Here is a 20,310-nt window from a genome sequence, read left to right as displayed (position 1 = left end):
CGGCGGCTCAGCCCTCCGTCGACGACGGCCGCGTCAGTCCCAGCGTCTCCGGGGCCGACGGGGCGCCGTCGCCGAGGACGTGCTCGCCCAGGAAGCCGAGGACGACCTCGTACCAGACCTTCGCGTGCTGCGGGGCGAGGATCCAGTGGTTCTCGTGGGGGAAGTAGAGGAACCGGTGGTCGGTGGTGCCGTCCGCGACGGCCGGCCGCCCGGACTTCGCCAGCAGGTCCGACCACAGGCGCAGCCCCTCGCCGATCGGCACGCGGTAGTCCTTGTCGCCGTGGATGACGAGCATCGGGGAGACGATCTCCCCCACGAACCGGTGCGGAGAGTTCTCCTGCTGCATCTGCTCGTCCATCTCGCGGGCCCAGTAGAACGCGGCGTCCGTCGTCGGGCCGAAGCCGTCCAGCGCCCACAGCGAGGCGTGCGTGACCACGCACCGGAACCGATCGGTGTGCCCGGCCACCCAGTTCGCCATGTAGCCGCCGAACGAGCCGCCCATGGCGGCGGTGCGGTCGCCGTCGACGTCCTCACGTGCCACGACGGCGTCCGTGAGCGCCATCAGGTCCGTGTAGGGCGCCTGGCCCCAGCGGCCCCAGCCGCGTTCGATGAAGTCCTGGCCGTAGCCCGTGGACAGCGCCGGGTCCGGCAGCAGCACCGCGTAGCCGCGCGCCGCCATGATCCACGGCGTCCAGCGCCAGCTCCACGCGTTCCACGAGCCCAGCGGCCCGCCGTGGATCCACAGCAGGAGCGGGTGGCCGCCGGCCGGCGCCTCCCCCTCGGGGAGCACGAGCCAGCCGCGCACGCGTGTGCCGTCCTCGGCGACGGTCTCTACGTCCTCGAGGGTGCCCGGGATCGCGGGGCGTTCCACGGGGTTCGGCAGGCGCGTGGTCTCACCCGTGGCCAGGTCGATCCGCGCCACCTCCGGCGGGAACAGGTAGGAGGAGCGGACGCCGTAGGCCGTGGCCCCGTCCGGGGAGAGCACGACGTCGGTCCACGCCTCGTCCTCCCGGGTCACCTGCGCGACGGCGCCGGTGGCCACCTCGATGCGGAACACCGGGCGGCGACCCTCCGAGTCCGCGAGCGCGATCACCGCGGAGTCGTCCGGCAGCCACGCCACGACGTCGGCCCACCGGTCCCAGCCGTGGGCCAGGGGCGTGGTCTGGCCCGTGGCCGTGTCCATCACGTACAGGCGCGGATGCACGGCGGAGTGCGGGGTGGAGTCGGGGGTGCGGACGACGACGGCGCGCGTTCCGTCATGGCTCATGGGGCCGACGGCCACGTCCTCGCCGGGGACGTCGTGCAGGACGCGGTGCTCGCCCGTGGCCAGGTCCACGCGCACCACCGTGCCCTCGCGCACGTTGCCGCGGGCCTCGGCGGTGGCGGCCGTGGTGAGCAGGAACGAGCCGTCCGGGGCCACCTGCGCGCCGATCCCGAATGCGTGGGAGCGCGGGAAGCCGGAGACGTGGCGCAGGTGGTGCGCCACGTCGTCGGCCTCGGGAGCCAGGCCGGAGGCGGCGGGGCCGGGCTCGGCGGCGTCGGCGTCCGTGGCGGGCTCACCCTGCGGGTCCGGGCCGGCCTCGAGGACGAAGAGCTCGGGGCGGGCGGGGCCGAGGTCGTGGTCCCAGAAGCGGATGGGGTAGCCGGTGTGCAGGATGGCGTCCACGCCGGCGTCCTTGCGGGTCTGCGCGAGGGCCGCGTGCTCGGCCTCGGTGGTCGCACCGAGCAGCCGGTCCGCCGTGACGACCACGCGGTCCGCCGCGGAGGCGCACGTGACCGCGGTGACGCCGCCCGGGCGGGAGAGCACCACGCGCGCCTCGCCGCCCCGGGCCGGCAGGGCCCACAGGGCGCTGCGCTTCTCGGCCTCGGCGTCGGCGGGGTCGGGACGGGCGGAGGTGAAGAAGAGGGTGCCGTCCGCGGCGAACTTCGCGCCGGCCTCGCCCTCGCGGGAGCGGGTCAGGCGGTGGGCGGGGCGCTCGCCCGCGGGGTCGACCTCCCAGAGGGCGGTGGCGTAGCCGGTGCCCTTCGCGTCGCGGGTGGCGACGGTGGTCACCAGGCGGGCGCCGTCCGGGCTGAGGGTGAGACCGGCCACGCGCGGCAGGGCGGTGAAGGCGTCGAGGTCGTGGAAGGGGGTGTCGGGGGTGTTGTCCGGGTGTTGTCCGGGGTGTCCGGGGTGGAGGTCATGCGTTCGTTTCTATCGGCCCGCACGTGATCCGGGCAACACGGAGGGCGGCGGGGTGGTGGCCTCGACGGCGGGCCGCCCCGGTGCCCGCCGCGCCTCAGGCGCCGGGCAGCGTGCCGGCGTCGGCCCGGATCTGCTGGAGCTGCTCGCCGAGCCAGTCGACGTACCCGCCCATCCACTCCCCCGTGGCCTGGTCGTTCCAGCTCTGGCCGACCACCGGCTGCGGGAAGACGACGGCGTCCGAGAGGGTGTCCCGCAGCGCGAGGGCGGGCCCCTCCTCATCCGCGACCGTCACCCACTGCATGCCGTGGCGCGCGCCCAGGTGCTCGCCGAGCAGCACCGCGACGACGTCCAGCAGCACCGCCAGCTCCTCGGGGTCCAGCTCCTCGGCCTCGGCCTGCGAGCGGGCCAGCACGGCGTCGTAGTAGGCGGCGACCGCGTCCAGGTCCAGGTGGTCCACGCCCTCCTGCGCGGCGAAGTCGCGACGGACGCGCACCCACTCCCGCTCGGGCTCGGTCAGGGGGCTCATCTCGGGCTGGTCGGTCATGGCCTCCATCCTGCCAGGCGCGCCGGGTGCCGCCGTCGCCGGAACAGACGGTGCGGCCGCGCTTTCGTTCGAGAAACGGCGGCGTGCCGCAGCGCTTTCGTTCGGAAAACGGCGGCGTGTCGCAGCGCTTTCGTTCGGGAAACGGCGAGGAACCGGGGGGACACACCGCCGGAGGCCTCCGACCCTCCAGCGGGACCACTCGTGGAAGCACCCGATGCCGCCCCGCCGGCGACGAGCCGAGCGTGCGGGCCGTCGTCGTCCGCCGCCCCCGCCCGGACTTGAGACACTGTCCCCATGCGCATCATGACCGTCTGCCTGGGGAACATCTGCCGCTCGCCCGCCGCCGAGGCCGTGCTGAACCGCAAGCTCGCGGAGGCCGGTCTCCACGACGTCGAGGTCACCTCCGCCGGCACGTCCGGCGAGCACGTGGGCGCCCGGCCGCATCACCTCACCCGCGAGGTCGGCGGGGAACTGGGGTACGAGTTCTCTACGGTGGGGGTGCAGCTGTCCGCCGACCTCGTGGACGAGGCCGACCTGATCCTGGTGATGGACGAGGCCAACCTCGCCGACGCGCGGCGCCTCGCGACCACGGACGAGCAGCGGGACCGGATCCACCTGATGGGCGAGTTCGCGTCGGATGCGGACAGCGCCGGGGTGCGCGAGGTCCCCGATCCGTACGGGTATCCGCGGCCGCAGTTCGAGGAGATGTACCGGCAGATCGAGGACGCGGCAGACGGCGTCGTCGCCGCGATCCGCGACGGGCGCCTCTGACGGCCGGGGCGCGGTCCCGGGTTCCGTCCCCGCCACGCGAACGCCGCCGGAAGCGGCCGTTTCTCGAACGAAAACGGTCTGGGACCCGCCGTTTCTCGAACGAAAGCGGTCTGGGACCCGCCGTTTCCCGAACGAAAGCGGGAGGGGGGGTCGGTCAGTCGTCGTGGGGGTCGTCGGAGTCGTCGAGGACCTCGCGCAGCCGCGCCGCCGTGTCCGCGCGCAGGGCGCCGCGGGTCTCGGCGCGGTCGGTCGTCGCGCGGGCGAGCGTCTCCCACACGGCCCGCACGTCCGCCGGCAGCCCCCCGGCCTCGAGCTCGCCGAGGGTCTCGCGGTGGATCCGCAGCGTGTCGACGTCGCCGCGGGCCACGGGGCCGGTGAGGGCGCCGTCGCCGTCGGTGAGCGCGTTCTCCAGCGCGGCGGTCATGAGCGAGCGCAGCACCCGCTCCGGGTCGGCCACCCCGATCGTCTCGAGGATCTGACGGGCCTGCGCCGTCAGCGTCACCAGGTGGTTCGACCCGTGGGACAGCGCCAGGTGGTAGGCCGCCCGGTCGGCCTCCTTCACGACCACGGGCTCGCCGCCCATCTCCACCACGAGCGCCTGGGCCACGGGCAGCACCACGGGGTCCGCGGTCACGCCGAACACGCAGTCCTGCAGCCGGGCGACGTCGAGGCTCAGCCCCGTGAACGTCATGGCCGGGTGGATCGCCAGGGGGATCGCCCCGTCCGCGCGCACCGGCTCCATCACCCCCACCCCGTAGCGGCCGGAGGTGTGCACGAGCAGGTGGCCGGTCTGCACGTGGCCCGCGGCGGCCAGGCCGGCCACGAGCTCGCCCAGTGCGTCGTCCGGGACGGCGAAGACGACCATCTCGGAGCGGCGCAGGATCTCGGGGATCTCCAGGACGGGCACGCCCGGCAGGAGCATCTCCGCGCGGTCCCGCGAGGCCTCGGAGACGGCGTGCACGCCCGTGATCGTGTGGCCCGCAGCCCGCAGCGCCGAGCCCAGCACGGCCCCCACTCGACCCGCGCTCACCACGCCGACGCCCAGCCGCCCGGGCCGCTGCGCCGGGTCGTGCGGGTCCAGGCTCAGGTCGAGTCCGCCGGTCATCGCTCCTCCTCGCCGCGCACGGCGGGGACGTCTGCCCCGCTCTCCTCCCCGACGACGACGCCGCCGCCGACGCCGGCCCGCGCCAGTTCGCGGCGGCCCACCTCGGTGGCCGCGACCTCGCGCGTGCGCTGCTCGAAGCGGGCCAGCTCCTCCGGGCGCATCCACTGGTCGCGGTCGGCGAGGCGACGTGAGACGGCCGCGTGCCGTGCCTCCCGGGCGTACAGGTCCACGGCCACGTCCTCGTCGAGGTCGCGGACCACGGCCTTCGCCCCCGCGACCCACACGCGCACCGTGGCCAGACCCAGGCGTCGCTGCACCGGGCCCTGCGCCAGCTCGGCCGCCTGCATGCGCTCGTGCTGGAGGGTCTGCAGCCGGCGGTTCAACCAGCCGCTGCGCACCACCAGCAGGGACCGCGTCGTCGTGAAGCCGGTCCGCCGCCAGGCGAACCAGTTGAACCACCACCTGCCGCGCCGCGGCACGTGCTGGAAGCCGCCCTCCGTGCCGGTGCCGTGCACGCCCAGGTGCATGAGCCCGGCGGGGGTCAGCCCCTGCGCGGCGCGCGGATCGCCGTCCAGGCCCGGGTCCGGGGCCACGACCGTGAGGACGCGGAGCACGTCCTCCCACGGGCCGACGGGCAGCGCGACGTCCCGGGCGCCGTCGGACTCCTGCAGGTACCCGGCCACCGCCATGTTCACCCGATACCAGCCGAAGGGCCGCCAGAACAGGGGCTGGGAGACGGTCACCCCCTGCACCCGCCCCGGCGGGACGGTCTGGTGGGTGGTCTCGGTGAGCCCGTGCCGCAGTCGCAGCCCGTCGGTGGAGCGGCGCACCTGGAAACCCCAGCCGGCGTTCAGCCGGGACCACGCGACGCCGGCCACGGAGAACAGGGCGGGCAGGGCCGCGGCCGCGCCGATCCCGGTCAGGGTCTCCCCCTCGTCCAGCACCGCCTCGGGCAGCAGCGCGACCACGAGGGCGAGGCCGCCCAGCCAGATCAGGGACCCGGCCAGCACCCCCAGCACGCCTCCGGAGAGCAGGACGGAGCCGAGGAGCCGCCCCGCGGGCACCTGCAGCAGGAGTTCGCCGGCGTCCGCGTCCGCGGCGTCGGCGTCGGGGAGGCCGGGCTCGGCCGCCCGCTCCGGGGCGGACGCGTCCGCCCCGGCTCCCCCGAGCACCCCCGACGCGCGGTCCAGGATCTCCCGGCGCACCGCTTCGGCCTCGGCGCGGCGCAGGAAGGACAGCTCGAGCGCGGACTCGCCGCCGTCGGCCGCCTCGACCTTCACCGTGGCCAGCCCGAGCAGCCGGGCCACGAGCGGGTGCTGCAGGTCCACCGCTTGGATGCGGTCGTAGCGCATCTGCCGGCGACTGCGGAAGAGCCAGCCCTGGCGCAGCTCGATCCGGTCCTCCCCGCAGCGGAACCGGGTGAACCACCAGGAGAAGAAGAACACGAGGCTGATCAGCAGGGTGACCCCCAGCAGGATGCCGCCGGCCACGAGCAGGCTGCCGTCGCCGCCGCCCGGGACGTCCTCCCCGCTGAGCCGGCCCGCCGCGAAGTCCTCCACCGCGTTGCGACCCGCGAAGAACAGGATCAGCAGCAGGAAGGTCCAGCCCCGCACCCAGGGCGAGGCGGGGTGGACGCGGACCCAGCCGGCGTCGTCGGCGGGGGGCGGGGCGGCCGCGCTCACAGGCCCGCCAGCCGCGCCTGGCCGCGCGCCATGAGGACTTCGCGCAGCTCCTCGGCCCTCTCGCGGGGCACGCCCTCCAGGGTGACGTCCCCGCCCGCGGCGGCGGTCTTCAGGGTGAGGGTCTGCAGCCCGACCCGGCGCAGCAGCGGACCGTCCGACACGTCCACGTACTGCAGGCGGCCGTACGGCACCGCGTGCACGCTGCGGAACAGGATGCCCTCGCGCCACAGGACGTCGTCCTCGCGCTCGGCCCAGCCCATCGCGCGCACGCGCCGCGGGATCAGGATCAGGTCCACGATCCAGGACACGACGACGACGGCCGGCAGCCCCCACGCGACCCACGCGGCCATCCCCGCCCACGGGCCGGTGAGCTTGAGGATCAGCGGCACGGAGAACGCGGCGAGCCAGATCAGGTGGCCGATGGTCGTGGCGATGAGCTTCACCGTCGCCAGCCGCGGCGAGGCCGGCGTGAAGGCCACGCCGCTCAGGTCAATGCCGGGCACGGGCATACCCTCCTTCCGTCTCGGGACGGGCCGGTCGGCCCGGGGACCCATCCTGCCCACGACCGCCCTCGGGCGCATCCTCCTCAGGCGGGATCCGGCACCACCGTTCGACGATCAGCCCCACCACCAGCAGGACGAGACCGCCGACGGCCTGCAGGGCGGCCTCCCGCACGGTCGGTGCCTCCACGCCGGCCCGCAGCAGCACCTGCACCGCCACCCCGGCGTGCCACCCGCCGAGGGCCGCTCCCGCGAAGCCGGAGGCCTGGCCGAGCACGAGGGTGCGGGCCGCGGCGAGCGGGTCCATCCGCGCGGCGGCGGGCTTCTCCCGGTCGCGGCGCACCCGCCAGCCCAGCGCGAGGCACAGCACGGAGACCGCGGCCACGGTGATCAGGCCGCTGCGGCCCACCACGGGCGCCGGCCAGCCCAGGGACGGCGCGGCGAGCCCGGCCAGCCAGCCGAGCACGGCGGCCACCAGCACCACGAGCAGGGTCCACCCGGAGCGCAGCGCGATCACGTGGCCTCCCTCCCGAGGGCGTCCGGGCGTGCCGGACGGAGCGGGACGACGTCGTCGGTGCCGGCCAGCAGCCGGTGCCGCTCGGGCTCCTGACGGCGCACCCCGGGGGCGTCCGCGGCGACGGCGGCGAGGTCGGCGACAGGCGTGCCGGCGAGCGTGGCGTCCGCGTCGAGCCACAGCCACGGCAGCAGCACGAAGGCCCGCTCGGCCGCGCGGGGGTGCGGCAGGGTGAGGTCCGGGTGGTCGCTGCGCACGTCCCCGTAGGCGATCACGTCCACGTCCAGGGTGCGCGCGCCCCAGCGGACCTCACGCCGCCGATGGTGGTCCTGCTCGAGCCGGTGCGCCACCGCGAGCAGCTCCCACGGCGCGAGGTCCGTGCGCAGGGTGACCACCTGGTTGAGGTAGTCGGGCTGCCCCGGCGGCCCGCCCACGGGCGCGGTGACGGCCCGGGGCGAGGCCCGGACGTCCGTGATGTGCGGCAGCGCGGACAGGGCGGCGACGGCGGCGTCGAGCGTCTGCGCCGGCTCGCGCAGGTTGGCGCCGAGGGCCAGCACGGCCGCGACGGGCGCGTCCGGGCGGGCGCCCAGCTCGGGGACGGGCGCGGGGCCCTCGGCCGGGTGCGACCAGTCGACGGTGCTCACGCGAGGTCCTCCCGGGTGCGGTGCACGGTGACGGCGGCGTCCGCGAAGTCGTGCGGGATGGGCGCCTGCGGCTTGTGCACGGTGACCTCGACGGCGGTCACCACGGGCTGCTCGGCGAGGACGGCGCGGGCGATCCGGTCGGCGAGGGTCTCGATCAGGTCCACCGGCTCCCCGGTGACCAGGCGGACCACCGTGTCCGCGACCTCGGCGTAGTTGGCGGTGCGGGCGAGGTCGTCGCCGGCCGCGGCGGGGCCGGCGTCGAGGTGGAGGACGACGTCCGTGACGAACGGCTGCCCGTTCCGGCGCTCGTGGTCGAAGACCCCGTGGTGCCCGACGGCGGACAGCCCGGCCAGGCGGATGCGGTCCCGGGCGCTCACGGCAGCACGTCCTCGGAGACGGGCTCACCCGGGGCATGCGCCCCGGCCCAGGCCGCGGCGGTGCGGACGGCGTCGGCGCTGGCGCGCACGTCGTGCACGCGCACGCCCCACGCGCCCTGGGCGGCGGCGAGGGCGGAGATGGCCGCGGTGGCGGCGTCGCGCGCGGCGGGCGGGGCCGGGGTGCCGTCGTCGTCCGCCAGCAGCGTGCCCAGGAACCGCTTGCGCGAGGCGGCGACGAGCACCGGGTGGCCCATGGCGCGGAGCCACTCGAGGCCGCGCAGCAGCTCCCAGTTCTGCTCGCCGGCCTTCGCGAAGCCCAGGCCCGGGTCGACGATCAGCTGCGCGGGCTCGACGCCCGCGGCGAGGAAGCGGCCGGCCACGTCCCGCAGCTCGCACACGACGTCCGGGACGGTGTCCTCGTAGACGGCCAGCCCGTCCATGGTCTGCGGGTTCCCGCGGTTGTGCATGAGGATGTACGGCGCGCCCGACGTGGCGATCAGCGCCGGCATATCCGGCTCGTGGGCGAGGCCGGAGACGTCGTTGACGATCACCGGCCCCAGCGCCAGGGCAGCCCGGGCGGTGGCGGTGTGGCGCGTGTCCACGGAGAGGACGACGTCCTCGGCCAGCAGCGCCTCGATCACGGGCAGGATGCGCTCCTGCTCCTCGGCCGGCGGCACGGCGCGGGCCCCGGGGCGGGTGGACTCCCCGCCCACGTCCACGATGTCCGCGCCGTCCGCGACCATGCGCCGGGCGTGCTCGACGGCCGCGCGGACGGTGGCGTGCTCCCCGCCGTCCGAGAACGAGTCAGGGGTGACATTGAGGATGCCCATGACCAGGGTCCGATCCGCGAGCAGCCGCCCCAGCAGGGCGCGGTTCGCCTCCCGCGCCGCCGCGTCGATGCTCTCGTCCACGTGTCCTCCTCCGCCGTCGGTGGTCCTCAGCCGTGCATGATGAGGCTCATCGCCTCCGAGCGCGTGGACGGATCCCGCAGCTGGCCGCGCACCGCCGAGGTGACGGTCTTCGCGCCCGGCTTGCGCACGCCGCGCATGGACATGCACATGTGCTCGGCCTCCACCACCACGATCGCCCCGCGCGGGGCCAGGTGCTCCATGAGCGCCTCCACCACCTGCGTGGTCAGCCGCTCCTGCACCTGCGGACGCCGCGCGTACAGCTCCACGAGACGGGCCAGCTTGGACAGCCCCGTCACGCGGCCCTCGGCGGAGGGTATGTAGCCGATGTGCGCGGTGCCGTGGAACGGCACCAGGTGGTGCTCGCAGGTCGAGTAGAACGGGATGTCCTTCACCAGCACGAGCTCCTCGTGCGCGATGTCGAACGTGGTGCCGAGCACCTGGTCCGGGCTCTGGTGCAGGCCCGCGAAGAACTCTGCGTACGCCTTGGCCACCCGCGCCGGGGTGTCCGCCAGGCCCTCGCGGTCCGGGTCCTCACCGATCGCCAGCAGGATCTCCCGCACCGCCGCCTCGATGCGCGGCCGGTCGACCGCGGTCGAGTCCGGGTCGAACGTGCCGGGGACGGCGTCGTCGGGGGTGTGGGCTGTCATGCGGGTCTCCTGCGCGGTCAAAAGGTCGGTCCCTCGCCGGGGCCCGGCGTGTTGCTCGGACCGCCGTGCGGCGGCAGGCCGGGGCCGGTCGCGTCCCCGCCCAGCGACGACGGCGGCGCACCCTCCGGACGCACCGGCACCGTGGTGCCCTCGACGCCGACGGGGGTCTGCTCCCCGCCGTCGTGGCGCGAGCGGCGCTCGGAGGGGGAGAGGACGGGCGGGATGTCCTGCGGGAGCCGGTCGTCCGAGGCCAGCCACACGCCGCGCTCGGGCCGCTTGCGCACGTCCGCGAAGATGGCGGCGATGGCCTCCTGGGTGAGCGTCTCCTTCTCGAGCAGCTCGTAGGCCAGCCGGTCCAGGACGTCCCGGTTCTCCGTGAGCACCCAGTGGGCCTCGGCGTGGGCCTGGTCCAGCAGGGTGCGGACCTCGGCGTCCACCAGGTACGCGAGCTCCTCGGAGTACTCGCGGGAGGAGCCGCCGGGGGCACCGCCCACGAAGGGCTCGGAGCTGCCGCCGCCGAGCTTGACGGCGCCCACCTTGGCGGACATGCCGTACTCGGTGACCATCTTGCGGGCCGTGTCCGTGGCCTTCTGGATGTCGTTCGCGGCGCCCGTGGACGGGTCCTTGAACACGATCTCCTCCGCCACGCGCCCGCCCATCGCGTACGCGAGCTGGTCCAGGAGCTCGTTGCGGGTGACGGAGTACTTGTCGTCCTCCGGGACCACCATCGTGTAGCCCAGGGCGCGGCCGCGGGGCAGGATCGTGATCTTGGTGACCGGGGCGGAGTTGCGCAGCCCGGCCGCGACGAGCGCATGGCCTCCCTCGTGGTAGGCGGTGACCTTGCGCTCGTGCTCGTTCATCAGGCGGGTGCGCTTCTGCGGGCCGGCCATCACGCGGTCCACCGCCTCGTCCAGGGCGTGGTTGTCGATCACGTTGTTGTTCGAGCGCGCCGTGAGCAGCGCGGCCTCGTTGATCACGTTGGCCAGGTCCGCACCCGTGTAGCCGGGGGTGCGCTTGGCCAGGGCGCGCAGGTCCACGTCCAGGGCGATCGGCTTGCCCTGCGCGTGCACCTCGAGGATCTTGGCGCGGCCCTCGAGGTCCGGGGCGTCCACGGGGATCTGGCGGTCGAAGCGGCCCGGGCGCAGCAGCGCCGGGTCCAGGACGTCCGGGCGGTTGGTCGCGGCGATCATGATGACGTTCGTGGAGGCGTCGAAGCCGTCCATCTCCACGAGCATCTGGTTCAGGGTCTGCTCGCGCTCGTCGTTGCCGCCGCCGATGCCTGCGCCGCGGTGCCGGCCGACGGCGTCGATCTCGTCCACGAAGATGATGGCGGGGGCGTTGGACTTGGCCTGCTCGAAGAGGTCGCGCACGCGCGAGGCGCCGACGCCCACGAACATCTCCACGAAGTCCGAGCCGGAGATCGAGTAGAACGGCACGCCGGCCTCACCGGCCACGGCCTTGGCCAGGAGGGTCTTGCCCGTGCCGGGCGGGCCGTAGAGCAGCACGCCCTTGGGGATCTTGGCGCCCACCGCGCGGAAGCGGTCCGGCACGGTGAGGAACTCCTTGATCTCCTGGAGCTCCTCCACGGCCTCGTCCGCGCCCGCGACGTCCTTGAACAGCACGTCCGGGTTGTCCTTGTTGATCAGCTTGGCGCGGGACTTGCCGAACTGCATCACCTTGCCGCCGCCGCCCTGCATGCGGGACATCAGGAACCAGAACAGCAGTGCGATGAGCAGGAACGGGACCATGAAGCCGAGCAGCGAGAGGAACCAGTTGCTCCGCACCGGCTCGTCCGTGTAGCCGTCGAGGGCCGAGTCGTCCACCGCGGTGACCACGTCCGTGGCGCGCGCGCTGGCGAAGTAGAAGTAGACCTCCTTGCCGAGGTCCCGGTCGTCCTGCTTGTAGGGCTCACGCAGGGTGAGGTCCACGCGCTGGTCCCCGTCCACCACGCGGGCCTGCGCGGCCTTGTCGTCCTTCAGCAGGGCCATGCCCACGTTGGTGTCCACCATGGTGCGGCCGCTCTGCGACGTGGTCAGCGGGATCGCGACGGCGAGGACCAGCAGGCCCAGCAGGATCCAGACGTAGGGCTTGTTGAACAGCTTCTTCACGGTCCGAGTGTCTCCTGGTCTGCCGCGGGGGCCGGGCTTCCCGGGGCGGCCGCCGTGCGGCCGGGGCCGGCGAAGGGCCGACGTCGCGCCCGGGTCAAGCCCCCACGGTACCGGCCCGGCCCGGGTGTCCGCTGACTGTTCGCGTCAGGTGGACAGGGCGCGGGCGGTCGGCCGGCGGCGACGTCGGCCAGCACCGCCCTGACGCCCACCGGGAATGCGAGAGGTCGGAATGGCGCGTGGATCGCACCTCAGAGCGACCGCTCGCGTGACAGGAACGCTGGCGCTGCGACCGCGCCCCTGCGTCCCCGCCTGCACAGACCCCCGTGCACCCGCATCCCTCCCCAGGCCGGCGGCGGCTCAGGACGCCGCCCGCTCCACCGCGCCAGGCTGGCACCATGCGTCACCCCGCCCCGCTTCCCGCGGCCTTGCCTGACGGCCCCTTCACCGCCGCGCAGGCGAGGGCCGCCGGCATCGACCGCAACCGGCTGCGTCGCTCCGACGTCGAACGCCTCGCCCGGGGCCTCTACCGCCGGCGTGAGGCCGCCCCGGCCGCCGTCGAGCGCCCCCGTGGCCGGCTCCTCCCCCTACCGGTGGAGCACCCCGCTCTCGGCCACCCAACGCAAGCTGCTGCTGCGACTCGCCCGGCACCGCGCCACCACGGTGGTGTCGCACCAGACCGCGGCCCGCGCCCGGGAGATCTGGCTGCCGGAGCGACTGGACGCGAAGGACGACGTCCACGTGAGCCGCCCGCGAGACCGTGGCCGCCTCGCCCTCCCCGGCGTCACCTCCCACCGGACGGCGCTCCCGCCCGCGGACGTGGAGCACGTGCGGATCGGCGGCCTGGCCTGGTGCGTCACCGCCCCGCCCCGTCTCTGGGTCGACCTCGCGGCCCTGCTCGACGACGACGAGCTCGTCATCCTCGGCGACCATCTCGTCCGCCGGGCGCAGCTGTCCGGCGGCCCGGACGCCGCCGAGCGGACCCGGGCGGCCCTGGCCCAGGCGGCCGAAGCGAGCCCGTCCGCGCACAACCGACGACGACGGCTCCGCACCGCCGCCACACTGGTCCGGGTGGGGGCGCACTCGCCGAAGGAGACGCGGCTCCGGCTCGCGCTGACGGCCGTCGGGCTCCCCGAGCCCGCACTGCAGCTCGAGGCCTGGGACCCGGAGTTCTCCCTACACCACCCCGCGACGGCGGACCTGGGCTATCGGCAGGCGAGAGTGGCCCTGCACTACGACGGCGGCCACCACGGCGCGGATCGCCAGATCGACCGTGACGTGCAGCGCAACGCCGCCTTCGAGCGACGGGGCTACCGGAACATCACCGTGTCCTCCTCCGACGCTCGCCGCGGATTCACGCGCGTGATCGTGGAGGTGCGCCGTCACCTCGGGGACGCCGGCGACCTGTCACGCAAGGAGTCGGAATGGGGCGTGAATGGCACCTCAGAGCGACCGCTCACGTGACAGGTCGGCCACGCCGGGCCACGCCGGGCCCCCGGTCAGCTGTACACGTGCGGGGCGAGCGTGCCCACAAAGTCCAGGTTGCGGTACTTCTCCGCGTAGTCCAGGCCGTAGCCCACCACGAACTCGTTGGGGATGTCCCGCCCGACGTACTTCACGTCGATGTCCACCTTCATGGCCTCCGGCTTGCGCAGCAGGGTGCAGATCTCGACCGAGGCCGGGCCGCGGGACTCCAGGTTGGCCTTGAGCCAGGACAGGGTCAGACCGGAGTCGATGATGTCCTCGACGATCAGGACGTGCCGGCCCGTGAGGTCCGCGTCGAGGTCCTTGAGGATGCGCACCACGCCGGAGGACTTGGTGCCGGAGCCGTAGGAGGAGACCGCCATGAAGTCCAGCTCCACGTGGGAGTGCAGGGCGCGGGTGAGGTCGGCGACCACCATCACGGCGCCCTTGAGCACGGCGACGATGAGCAGGTCCTTGTCCGCGTAGTCGCGGTCGATCTGGCGGGCCAGGTCCGTGATCGTGTCCTGCACGTCCTCGCGGGACATGAGGACGTGGGTGAGGTCGTTCTGGACATCCTGTGCGTCCATGCGCCGCTCCTGGTGAGTGCTCGTGCGGGAATGCCGGGCCGGGCCGCAGTCAGGGACCGGGCAGGCGGGGGATGAGGTCCAGTCTGGCACACGCCCGATGCGCGGCCACCCCGCCGGGCAGCTCCACCGGACCGGCCGACGTGCCGCCCGCGCGGGCGCCCGTCACGAGGGTGTCCACCGCGAGGATCCGTTCGCGGGGCGGGGCCTGCCCTCCCGCGGCGCGGGCGGCGCGCGCGATCACGCGGTGGCGCACGGCGGCGGGCAGCGCGGCCAGGGCGTCCAGGTCCAGGGAGACGACGCGCGGGTCCCGGCCGGGCGGGTCGACGCGCAGCCGGGGGAACTCGTCGCCGGCCCATGCCTCGAGGGCCGCGGCGTCCTCGGCCGCGATGGCCGCGGTGCGCACCAGCCCGGCCCGCACGCCGGGGCCGAGGCCGGCGTCGGGGTCCTCGAGCGCGGGCAGCACGCGGGTGCGGACCCGCGAGCGCAGCAGCGCGGGATCGCGGTTGTGCGGGTCCTCGAACCAGGTCAGCCCGGCCCAGCGGCAGATCGTCTCGGTGTCCGCGCGGGTCAGGCCCAGCAGGGGGCGGACGACGGCGGCCCCGCCCGGCAGCGTCCCGCGCGCCGGGATCCCGGCGAGGGTCCGCGTGCCGGAGCCGCGTGCGAGCCCGAGGAGGACCTGTTCGGCCTGGTCGTCGGCGGTGTGGGCGGTGAGGACGACGGCGGCGCCCGCCCCCGGGACGGCGTCCCCCCGCCCCGCGTCTCGGGCGGCGGCGGCGAGGGCCTCCCGGCGGGCACGCCGGGCGTCGGCCTCGGGGCCGCCGCCGGTGCGGGCCACCTCGACCCGCGTGACGGTGACCGGGGTCAGACCGAGGATGCGGGCGACGTCGGCGGCGGCCGCCGCCACCGCGTCGCTGCCCGTCTGCAGCCCGTGGTCCACCACGGCCGCGCCGATCGGACCGAACCGCGGGCCCTCCCGGGTGCCCACGAGGACGGCGCAGGCCACGGCGAGCGCGAGGGAGTCGGCGCCGCCGGAGAGGGCGACGAGTCCGCGGGGGCCGTTCCCCGCCCGGCCCGGCACGGCATCCGGGAGCCACGGGGCGTCGCCCACCAGGGCCTCCCGCACCGCCGCGACGGCCCGGTGCAGGGGCTCGGGCCAGCGGGTGCGCGGCGGCCATGCCCTGACCGCGGGCAGGCCGCCGGCCCCGCCCGCCGGCGTCGGCCCCGGGTCCCGCACCTCAGGCCTGGGCACGGATGCGCGCCACCCACGTCTCGGGGGCGTGGAGCTCGGCCTCGCTCGGCAGCAGCTCGGGGGCGTCCCAGACCACGTTGAACCCGGCCATGCCGAGCTCGGCCACGGCGGCGGCCACGAACCTCTGGCCGTCGCGGTACTGGGCCATCTTGGCGTCCATGCCCAGCAGGCGGCGGAGCATGCGGTCCAGGGGCGAGCGACGGTCGCCGCGCTCGTCGAAGCGGCGGCGGATGGTCTTGACGGAGGACACGACGGAGGAATCGACGCCGTCCATCACCACGTTCGCGTGCCCCTCGAGCAGGGACATCACGGCCGTCAGCCGGGACAGGCGCTCCCGGTCCTCCTCGTCCTGGATCGCCCCGAGCAGGCCCGGCGCGGGGCGGGCCGGGGCCGCGCCCTGCGCGTCGTGTCCGTCCCGCGTCCCGGTCCGGCCGGCGTCGGCCTCCCGGCCCAGCGGGTTCGCCGCCGCAAGCGCGGTGCGCAGGCGCTCGGGCAGGGACTCGGCCTTGTCGAACAGGCCGACGGTGAGCGCCGTGATCTCGGCCCGCAGGTGCTCGCGCAGCCAGGGCGCGGCCGCGAACTGCACGCGGTGGGTCTGCTCGTGCAGGCAGACCCAGAGGCGGAAGTCCACCGGGTCCACGTTGATCTCCGCGCGCACCTGCGCCACGTTCGGGGCCACGAGCAGCAGGCGTCCGCCGGCGGGGCCGGCCGCCGTCCCCCCGGGGCCGGGCAGCGCGATGAACGGGTCGTACTGGCCGAGGATCTTCCCGGACATCCACGCGAGGATCCCGCCCATCTCCAGGGCGGTGGCGTGCCGGGTGACGCGGGTGGTGGCGGCGGCGTGCTCGCGGGGCCGGGTGTCGCGCAGATGCGCGAACGTGGGGTCCAGCAGCGTGGCGAAGGACTGGGTGGCGGCGCGCGACCAGGTGGGGCGGTCCACCACGAGCACCTGCGAGTCGCGCAGGTCCCGTGCCGCCTCGAGCCCGGTCAGGCGGTGGACGTGCGGCACGGCGGCCTCCGCGGCGGCGCGCAGGCCCTCCGCCTCGCGCGTCGCCTCCCGCGGCGTGAACCGGGGCCCGGCGGCGGCGAGGGACCGTGCGGTCCGTGCCGCGAAGGCCCAGTCCACCGGGTGGGCGACGGCGGGGGCCGGCTCGGCGGGGGCGCCCGGCTCGGCGTCCGCGGCGCGAGGGCGGTCGGTCGCGTGGTGGTCGCTCATGGGCTCCATCAGATCACAGGGCCCGGACCTCGGATCAGAGCCCGGCGACGGCGCTGACGGCCTCATCGACCGCCGCGCGCGCGGGCTCCAGCTTCCACTGCAGATCCGAGCAGATGATGCTGAACGCGAGGACCCGCCCGGACGTCGTGGTGACGGTGCCGGTGAGGGAGACCGTCTGGTCGAGCGTGCCGGTCTTCGCGGCCACGGCCTGCCGCGCGGGGGCATCCGGGAACCGATCGCCGAGGGTGGAGTCCTCGCCGGGCCGCGGCAGGCCCTCCAGCACGGTGGCCAGGGCGGGCGTGCGGGCCACCCCGGCCACGACGTCGGCCAGCTGGCCCGCGCTGACCCGGTTGTCCGGGGAGAGTCCGGAGGAGTCCACGAGCGCCATCCCGGCGGTGTCCACGCCGAGGTCCTCGGCGGTGGCCGTCAGCAGCTGCGTGGCGCCCTCGTGGGTGGCGGGCAGCTCGGCGGCGGGCGCGGCCGTGTGGGCCAGGGCCTCGGCCACCTGGTTCTCCGAGTGGGCCAGCAGGTACGCGACCTGCTCCCCCACGGGCGCGGACTCCACGGCCGCGACGGGGGCGGCGGCGAGGACCGTGGCGCGCGGCACCTCGGTGGCCGGGATCGTGTCCCGCAGACCCACCTCGAGGTCGGCGCCGGAGGCGGCCACCGCGTCGTCGAGCGCGGCCTGGAAGGTGAGCGAGGCGAACTGCGCCGGGTCCTCGATGCGGTCCTCCCCGGTGCCGGAGGCCTCACGACCGCCGTAGGTGGCCAACGGCTGCACCGGCGCGATGTTGCCGCTCTCCGGGATGTGCGACGTCCAGCGCGGGTTCAGGGCCGTGCGGTCCGCGAAGAGCCGCAGGTCCGTGCCGACCACCACCTGCCCGGTGACGCCGTCCTCGACCAGCCCGGCCACGGTCCGCTCCGCGAGGGTGCGCAGGCCCGCGCGGCCGGAGACGTGCGTCGAGTCCGAGGCGCCCGTGCCCAGCAGCACGTCGCCGCCGCCCACGAGCACCAGCTCGGTGGCCGCGCCGTCCGCGGTGGGCTGGGCCACCACGGTGGTCTGCAGGGTCGCCTCGGGACCCAGGGCGGAGACGATGGCCGCGGCGGCGAGCACCTTGAGCGAGGACGCGGGGGCCACGGGCTCGTCCGCGTCCCGCGCGTACAGCACCTCGCCGGTGGACAGGTCGCGGAACTCGGCGGAGACCGTGCCCGGGGACCCCGCCAGCCCCGGCTCGACGGCGGCCGCCACCTCGGCCGCGGTGGGGCCGGTGGACGGGGACGACGACGTCGGCCCGGCGGTCGTCGACGAGGCGGGCGCGCTCGACGGGGCCGGCGGCGCGGTCACGGGCCCGCAGGCGACCAGGACGGCCGCGAGCGCGGCCAGAAGGGCGGCGGGGACCGAGCGGCTCCGGGGGCGTTCCGTGCGTCGATCCCGACGCCCAGCGCGCCCCGTGTCCACCTGTCCCATGCGTCCATCATGACGGACGCCCCCGGTAGGCTGACGGCAGCACCGCCGGGCGGCGCCGCGCCGCCCGGACACCCCACCCTCTGTGCGAAGGAGAGTCATGGCGCACGACGTCACCATCGAGATCCCCGCGGGCTCCCGCGTGAAGTACGAGTTCGACCACGAGACCGGCCGCCTGCGCCTGGACCGCGTGCTCTTCACCTCCATGCAGTACCCCACGCACTACGGCTACTTCGAGAACACCCTCGGCGAGGACGGCGACCCGCTGGACGCCCTCGTGTACCTGCCGGGCTTCGACCTGGTGCCGGGCTGCGTCGTCGAGGCCCGCCCGGTCGGCGTGTTCAACATGACCGACGACGGCGGCGGCGACGCCAAGCTGCTGTGCGTCCCGGCGGACAAGCGCTACGACCACATCACCGAGCTCGAGCACGTGGAGGAGTCCCTCAAGCAGGAGATCGAGCACTTCTTCACCCGCTACAAGGACCTGGAGCCGGGCAAGTGGGTCAAGGCCGAGGGCTGGGAGGGCCGCGCGGCGGCCGAGGCCGAGCTCGAGGCGTCCATCCAGCGCTTCGACGCCGAGGGCGAGGAGTCCCCGACCGACGAGCCCCAGGGCCGCGAGGTGGACACCGAGGAGACGCAGCCGGCCACCGAGGAGGGCGAGGAGACGGACGAGCCCCAGGGCCGCTGACCCCCGCACCGCCCCCGCGCGCGACGCCGGCCGCTCACCCCTCGGGGTGGGCGGCCGGCGTCGTCTGCGGGCTGGCAGAATCGACGACCATGTTCGTGCTCACCATCAACCAGCGGGACACCCTCGACGCCGGCGACCGCGTGGACACGTTCCTGCGCGCCCTCCAGGACGTGCCGGGGCTGGGCGACGCCGTCGCGCTCCCGTTCCAGCGCGCCGTGGGCGACGAGCTGATCGGCGCCGTCGAGGACCCGCGCGTCGCCGTGGACGTGGCGCTGCGCGCCCTGCGGCAGCGCCGCTGGAACGTGGGGGTCGGCGTCGGGACGGTGACGCACGCGGACGGTGCGCCGGGCGTGCCCGCCTCCGGGGACCTGCACGACGCCGGCGGGCCCGGTCTCGCGGCAGCGCGGCGGGCCGTGGAGGCGGCGGCCGTGTCCACCGCGCGGATCCCGTTGGCCGTGCGCGGCCGGGACGAGGAGGCGGCCGCCGAGGCCGAGGCCGTGCTGCGACTCGTCGGGCAGCTCGTGTGGTCCCGGACCGACGCCGAGTGGGCCGTGCTGGACCTGCTGGTGCCCGGGGTGCGCGGCCAGCAGAAGCCGGCGGCCGCCGCGCTCGGGATCACGGCGCAGGCCGTCTCGCAGGCGGTGCAGCGCTCCTACTGGAACGAGGAGCACGCCTGCCGCCCCGCCGCCGCGCGCCTGCTCACGCTGGCGGGGGGCTGACTCGGCGGCTCGGGCCGGTCGCGCCGCTCAGACCGCGGCCGGCTCCTCCAGGAGCGAGCGCAGCACCGTGGCGAGCCCGTGCTCGTCCACGTGCCCGGTGACCTCGTCCGCGGCGGCCACGACCTCCTCCACGGCCTGGCCCATGGCCACGCCGCGGCCGGCCCAGCGGAGCATCTCGATGTCGTTGCGGCCGTCGCCCACGGCCACGGTGTCCTCGGGGGCCACCTTCAACACGGTGCGCAGCGCCTCGAGCCCGGACGCCTTGGTCACGCCCGCCGCGGCGACGTCGAGCCACGCCGTCCAGCCCACGGAGTAGGTCACACCGGACAGGCCGATGCCCTCCACCGCGCGGCCGAACTCCTCGGCGGAGGAGTCCGTGGAGAACACCACGAGGCGCACGGCCGTGGTGTCCATCAGCTCCTCGAACGTGACGCCCTCCGCGGCCACGCCGAAGGACATGTCCTGGAACCGCTCGGTGGAGCGGAAGGTGCCGTCCGGCAGCTCGAGCGCGTACTTGGCGCTGGGCAGGCGGTGGCGCAGCTGGGTCAGCACCGAGCGCGGGTCGAAGGTGCGCAGGTCCGTGACCTCGTAGCCCTCCTCCAGCTCGGGGTCCAGGCGCAGCGTGACGCCGCCGTTGGAGCACACCATGTAGCCGGCACCGATCCCCAGGGAGCGCGCCACGGGCAGGGTGGCCCCGCGGGAGCGGCCCGTCGCGATGACCACGTGGTGCCCGGCGTCCAGCACGGCCCGCACGGCCGCGCGCACGGGCTCATGCAGATGGCCGTCATGGTCCACGATCGTTCCGTCCACGTCCAGGCACACGAGCTTCTTCGTCATGGCCCCCACCCAACCACACGGCCCGGACACGACGGCGACGCGCGGGTGAACGGCGGGGGCGCCGCAGGGGCGCCGCGGGGCAGGCGAGCGAGGCGGCCGG

20 protein-coding genes are annotated in these 20,310 nt (G+C 75.3%); 4 read left to right on the top strand and 16 right to left on the bottom strand.

The window, feature by feature from the left end:
- Positions 1 to 7: 7 nt before the first annotated feature.
- Together J1M44_RS03635 and J1M44_RS03630 are read right to left on the bottom strand one after the other, a co-directional pair.
- Positions 8 to 2,092 (bottom strand): alpha/beta fold hydrolase, encoded by a 2,085-nt coding sequence (locus J1M44_RS03635; RefSeq protein ID WP_342356565.1) that lies wholly within the window; start codon positions 2,090 to 2,092, stop codon positions 8 to 10.
- Positions 2,093 to 2,279: 187 nt separating this feature from the next.
- A complete protein-coding gene (locus J1M44_RS03630; RefSeq protein WP_115165548.1) occupies positions 2,280 to 2,729 on the bottom strand; it encodes a DUF3806 domain-containing protein in 450 nt (149 codons plus the stop codon).
- A gap of 294 nt (positions 2,730 to 3,023) precedes the next feature.
- On the opposite strand from J1M44_RS03630, the gene J1M44_RS03625 reads away from it, so the two are divergent.
- Positions 3,024 to 3,500 carry a low molecular weight protein-tyrosine-phosphatase gene (locus J1M44_RS03625; protein ID WP_206480561.1) on the top strand — a complete coding sequence of 159 codons (477 nt, stop codon included), beginning with the start codon at positions 3,024 to 3,026 and terminating at the stop codon, positions 3,498 to 3,500.
- Between the two features lie 154 nt (positions 3,501 to 3,654).
- Here J1M44_RS03625 and J1M44_RS03620 read toward each other — a convergent pair whose 3' ends face one another.
- From J1M44_RS03620 to ftsH, 9 genes are read right to left on the bottom strand one after another with little or no spacing between them, the layout of a single operon-like run.
- The gene (locus tag J1M44_RS03620; RefSeq protein ID WP_206480560.1) at positions 3,655 to 4,605 is read right to left on the bottom strand and encodes a Rossmann-like and DUF2520 domain-containing protein; all 951 of its coding nucleotides are present in this window, start codon (positions 4,603 to 4,605) and stop codon (positions 3,655 to 3,657) included.
- The gene (locus J1M44_RS03615) at positions 4,602 to 6,287 is read right to left on the bottom strand and encodes a PH domain-containing protein (protein WP_206480558.1); all 1,686 of its coding nucleotides are present in this window, start codon (positions 6,285 to 6,287) and stop codon (positions 4,602 to 4,604) included. The genes J1M44_RS03620 and J1M44_RS03615 overlap by 4 nt, the downstream gene beginning before the upstream one ends.
- Positions 6,284 to 6,796, bottom strand: coding sequence for a PH domain-containing protein (locus J1M44_RS03610; RefSeq protein ID WP_020625296.1), 513 nt, complete (start codon positions 6,794 to 6,796; stop codon positions 6,284 to 6,286). The genes J1M44_RS03615 and J1M44_RS03610 overlap by 4 nt, the downstream gene beginning before the upstream one ends.
- On the bottom strand, positions 6,777 to 7,304 hold the full coding sequence (locus J1M44_RS03605; protein ID WP_036337195.1) for a DUF3180 domain-containing protein: 528 nt from the start codon (positions 7,302 to 7,304) through the stop codon (positions 6,777 to 6,779). The genes J1M44_RS03610 and J1M44_RS03605 overlap by 20 nt, the downstream gene beginning before the upstream one ends.
- Positions 7,301 to 7,945 (bottom strand): 2-amino-4-hydroxy-6-hydroxymethyldihydropteridine diphosphokinase, encoded by a 645-nt coding sequence (gene folK / locus J1M44_RS03600; protein WP_206480556.1) that lies wholly within the window; start codon positions 7,943 to 7,945, stop codon positions 7,301 to 7,303. The genes J1M44_RS03605 and folK overlap by 4 nt, the downstream gene beginning before the upstream one ends.
- Positions 7,942 to 8,322 carry a dihydroneopterin aldolase gene (gene folB, locus J1M44_RS03595; protein ID WP_206480555.1) on the bottom strand — a complete coding sequence of 127 codons (381 nt, stop codon included), beginning with the start codon at positions 8,320 to 8,322 and terminating at the stop codon, positions 7,942 to 7,944. Before folB ends, folK begins: the two co-directional genes overlap by 4 nt.
- Positions 8,319 to 9,233, bottom strand: a complete 915-nt coding sequence (gene folP, locus J1M44_RS03590; RefSeq protein WP_206480554.1) for a dihydropteroate synthase — start codon at positions 9,231 to 9,233, stop codon at positions 8,319 to 8,321. The genes folB and folP overlap by 4 nt, the downstream gene beginning before the upstream one ends.
- Positions 9,234 to 9,259: 26 nt before the next feature.
- Positions 9,260 to 9,880: a GTP cyclohydrolase I FolE gene (folE, locus tag J1M44_RS03585; protein WP_020625291.1), complete on the bottom strand. Its 621-nt coding sequence runs from the start codon at positions 9,878 to 9,880 to the stop codon at positions 9,260 to 9,262.
- Positions 9,881 to 9,897: 17 nt separating this feature from the next.
- Positions 9,898 to 11,988 (bottom strand): ATP-dependent zinc metalloprotease FtsH, encoded by a 2,091-nt coding sequence (gene ftsH, locus J1M44_RS03580; protein ID WP_206480553.1) that lies wholly within the window; start codon positions 11,986 to 11,988, stop codon positions 9,898 to 9,900.
- A 567-nt stretch (positions 11,989 to 12,555) separates the two neighbouring features.
- On the opposite strand from ftsH, the gene J1M44_RS03575 reads away from it, so the two are divergent.
- Positions 12,556 to 13,449, top strand: coding sequence for a hypothetical protein (locus J1M44_RS03575; protein WP_241252747.1), 894 nt, complete (start codon positions 12,556 to 12,558; stop codon positions 13,447 to 13,449).
- A gap of 35 nt (positions 13,450 to 13,484) precedes the next feature.
- Here the strand turns inward: J1M44_RS03575 and hpt are convergent, their stop codons facing one another.
- From hpt to dacB, 4 genes are read right to left on the bottom strand one after another with little or no spacing between them, the layout of a single operon-like run.
- Positions 13,485 to 14,036 (bottom strand): hypoxanthine phosphoribosyltransferase, encoded by a 552-nt coding sequence (hpt, locus tag J1M44_RS03570; RefSeq protein WP_002858265.1) that lies wholly within the window; start codon positions 14,034 to 14,036, stop codon positions 13,485 to 13,487.
- 49 nt (positions 14,037 to 14,085) lie between these two features.
- Positions 14,086 to 15,285 (bottom strand): tRNA lysidine(34) synthetase TilS, encoded by a 1,200-nt coding sequence (gene tilS / locus J1M44_RS03565; protein WP_206480552.1) that lies wholly within the window; start codon positions 15,283 to 15,285, stop codon positions 14,086 to 14,088.
- Positions 15,272 to 16,501 (bottom strand): zinc-dependent metalloprotease, encoded by a 1,230-nt coding sequence (locus tag J1M44_RS03560; protein ID WP_206480551.1) that lies wholly within the window; start codon positions 16,499 to 16,501, stop codon positions 15,272 to 15,274. Before J1M44_RS03560 ends, tilS begins: the two co-directional genes overlap by 14 nt.
- Before the next feature lie 34 nt (positions 16,502 to 16,535).
- Positions 16,536 to 17,846, bottom strand: a complete 1,311-nt coding sequence (gene dacB, locus J1M44_RS03555) for a D-alanyl-D-alanine carboxypeptidase/D-alanyl-D-alanine endopeptidase (RefSeq protein WP_342356564.1) — start codon at positions 17,844 to 17,846, stop codon at positions 16,536 to 16,538.
- 220 nt (positions 17,847 to 18,066) lie between these two features.
- Here dacB and J1M44_RS03550 point away from each other — a divergent pair, with 220 nt between their 5' ends.
- Together J1M44_RS03550 and J1M44_RS03545 are read left to right on the top strand one after the other, a co-directional pair.
- Positions 18,067 to 18,654: an inorganic diphosphatase gene (locus J1M44_RS03550; protein WP_144824990.1), complete on the top strand. Its 588-nt coding sequence runs from the start codon at positions 18,067 to 18,069 to the stop codon at positions 18,652 to 18,654.
- A gap of 89 nt (positions 18,655 to 18,743) precedes the next feature.
- Complete coding sequence (locus tag J1M44_RS03545) at positions 18,744 to 19,373, top strand: hypothetical protein (RefSeq protein ID WP_144824989.1); 630 nt, start codon at positions 18,744 to 18,746, stop codon at positions 19,371 to 19,373.
- Between the two features lie 27 nt (positions 19,374 to 19,400).
- Here the strand turns inward: J1M44_RS03545 and J1M44_RS03540 are convergent, their stop codons facing one another.
- Positions 19,401 to 20,210 carry an HAD family hydrolase gene (locus J1M44_RS03540; RefSeq protein ID WP_002858256.1) on the bottom strand — a complete coding sequence of 270 codons (810 nt, stop codon included), beginning with the start codon at positions 20,208 to 20,210 and terminating at the stop codon, positions 19,401 to 19,403.
- Between the last annotated feature and the right edge of the window lie 100 nt (positions 20,211 to 20,310).

It is taken from the genome of Micrococcus sp. KRD128, from assembly GCF_017168395.1.
Lineage (GTDB): Bacteria > Actinomycetota > Actinomycetes > Actinomycetales > Micrococcaceae > Micrococcus > Micrococcus luteus.
This window is presented reverse-complemented; position numbering and strand designations above follow the sequence as displayed.

Bases quoted from the DNA above. Each gene is read 5' to 3' on its own strand.
- J1M44_RS03630 (WP_115165548.1), bottom strand. From the start codon at position 2,729: ATGACCGACCAGCCCGAGATGAGCCCCCTGACCGAGCCCGAGCGGGAG.
- J1M44_RS03625 (WP_206480561.1), top strand. From the start codon at position 3,024: ATGCGCATCATGACCGTCTGCCTGGGGAACATCTGCCGCTCGCCCGCC.
- J1M44_RS03620 (WP_206480560.1), bottom strand. From the start codon at position 4,605: ATGACCGGCGGACTCGACCTGAGCCTGGACCCGCACGACCCGGCGCAG.
- J1M44_RS03610 (WP_020625296.1), bottom strand. From the start codon at position 6,796: ATGCCCGTGCCCGGCATTGACCTGAGCGGCGTGGCCTTCACGCCGGCC.
- folE (WP_020625291.1), bottom strand. From the start codon at position 9,880: ATGACAGCCCACACCCCCGACGACGCCGTCCCCGGCACGTTCGACCCG.
- hpt (WP_002858265.1), bottom strand. From the start codon at position 14,036: ATGGACGCACAGGATGTCCAGAACGACCTCACCCACGTCCTCATGTCC.
- J1M44_RS03560 (WP_206480551.1), bottom strand. From the start codon at position 16,501: ATGAGCGACCACCACGCGACCGACCGCCCTCGCGCCGCGGACGCCGAG.
- J1M44_RS03550 (WP_144824990.1), top strand. From the start codon at position 18,067: ATGGCGCACGACGTCACCATCGAGATCCCCGCGGGCTCCCGCGTGAAG.
- J1M44_RS03545 (WP_144824989.1), top strand. From the start codon at position 18,744: ATGTTCGTGCTCACCATCAACCAGCGGGACACCCTCGACGCCGGCGAC.
- J1M44_RS03540 (WP_002858256.1), bottom strand. From the start codon at position 20,210: ATGACGAAGAAGCTCGTGTGCCTGGACGTGGACGGAACGATCGTGGAC.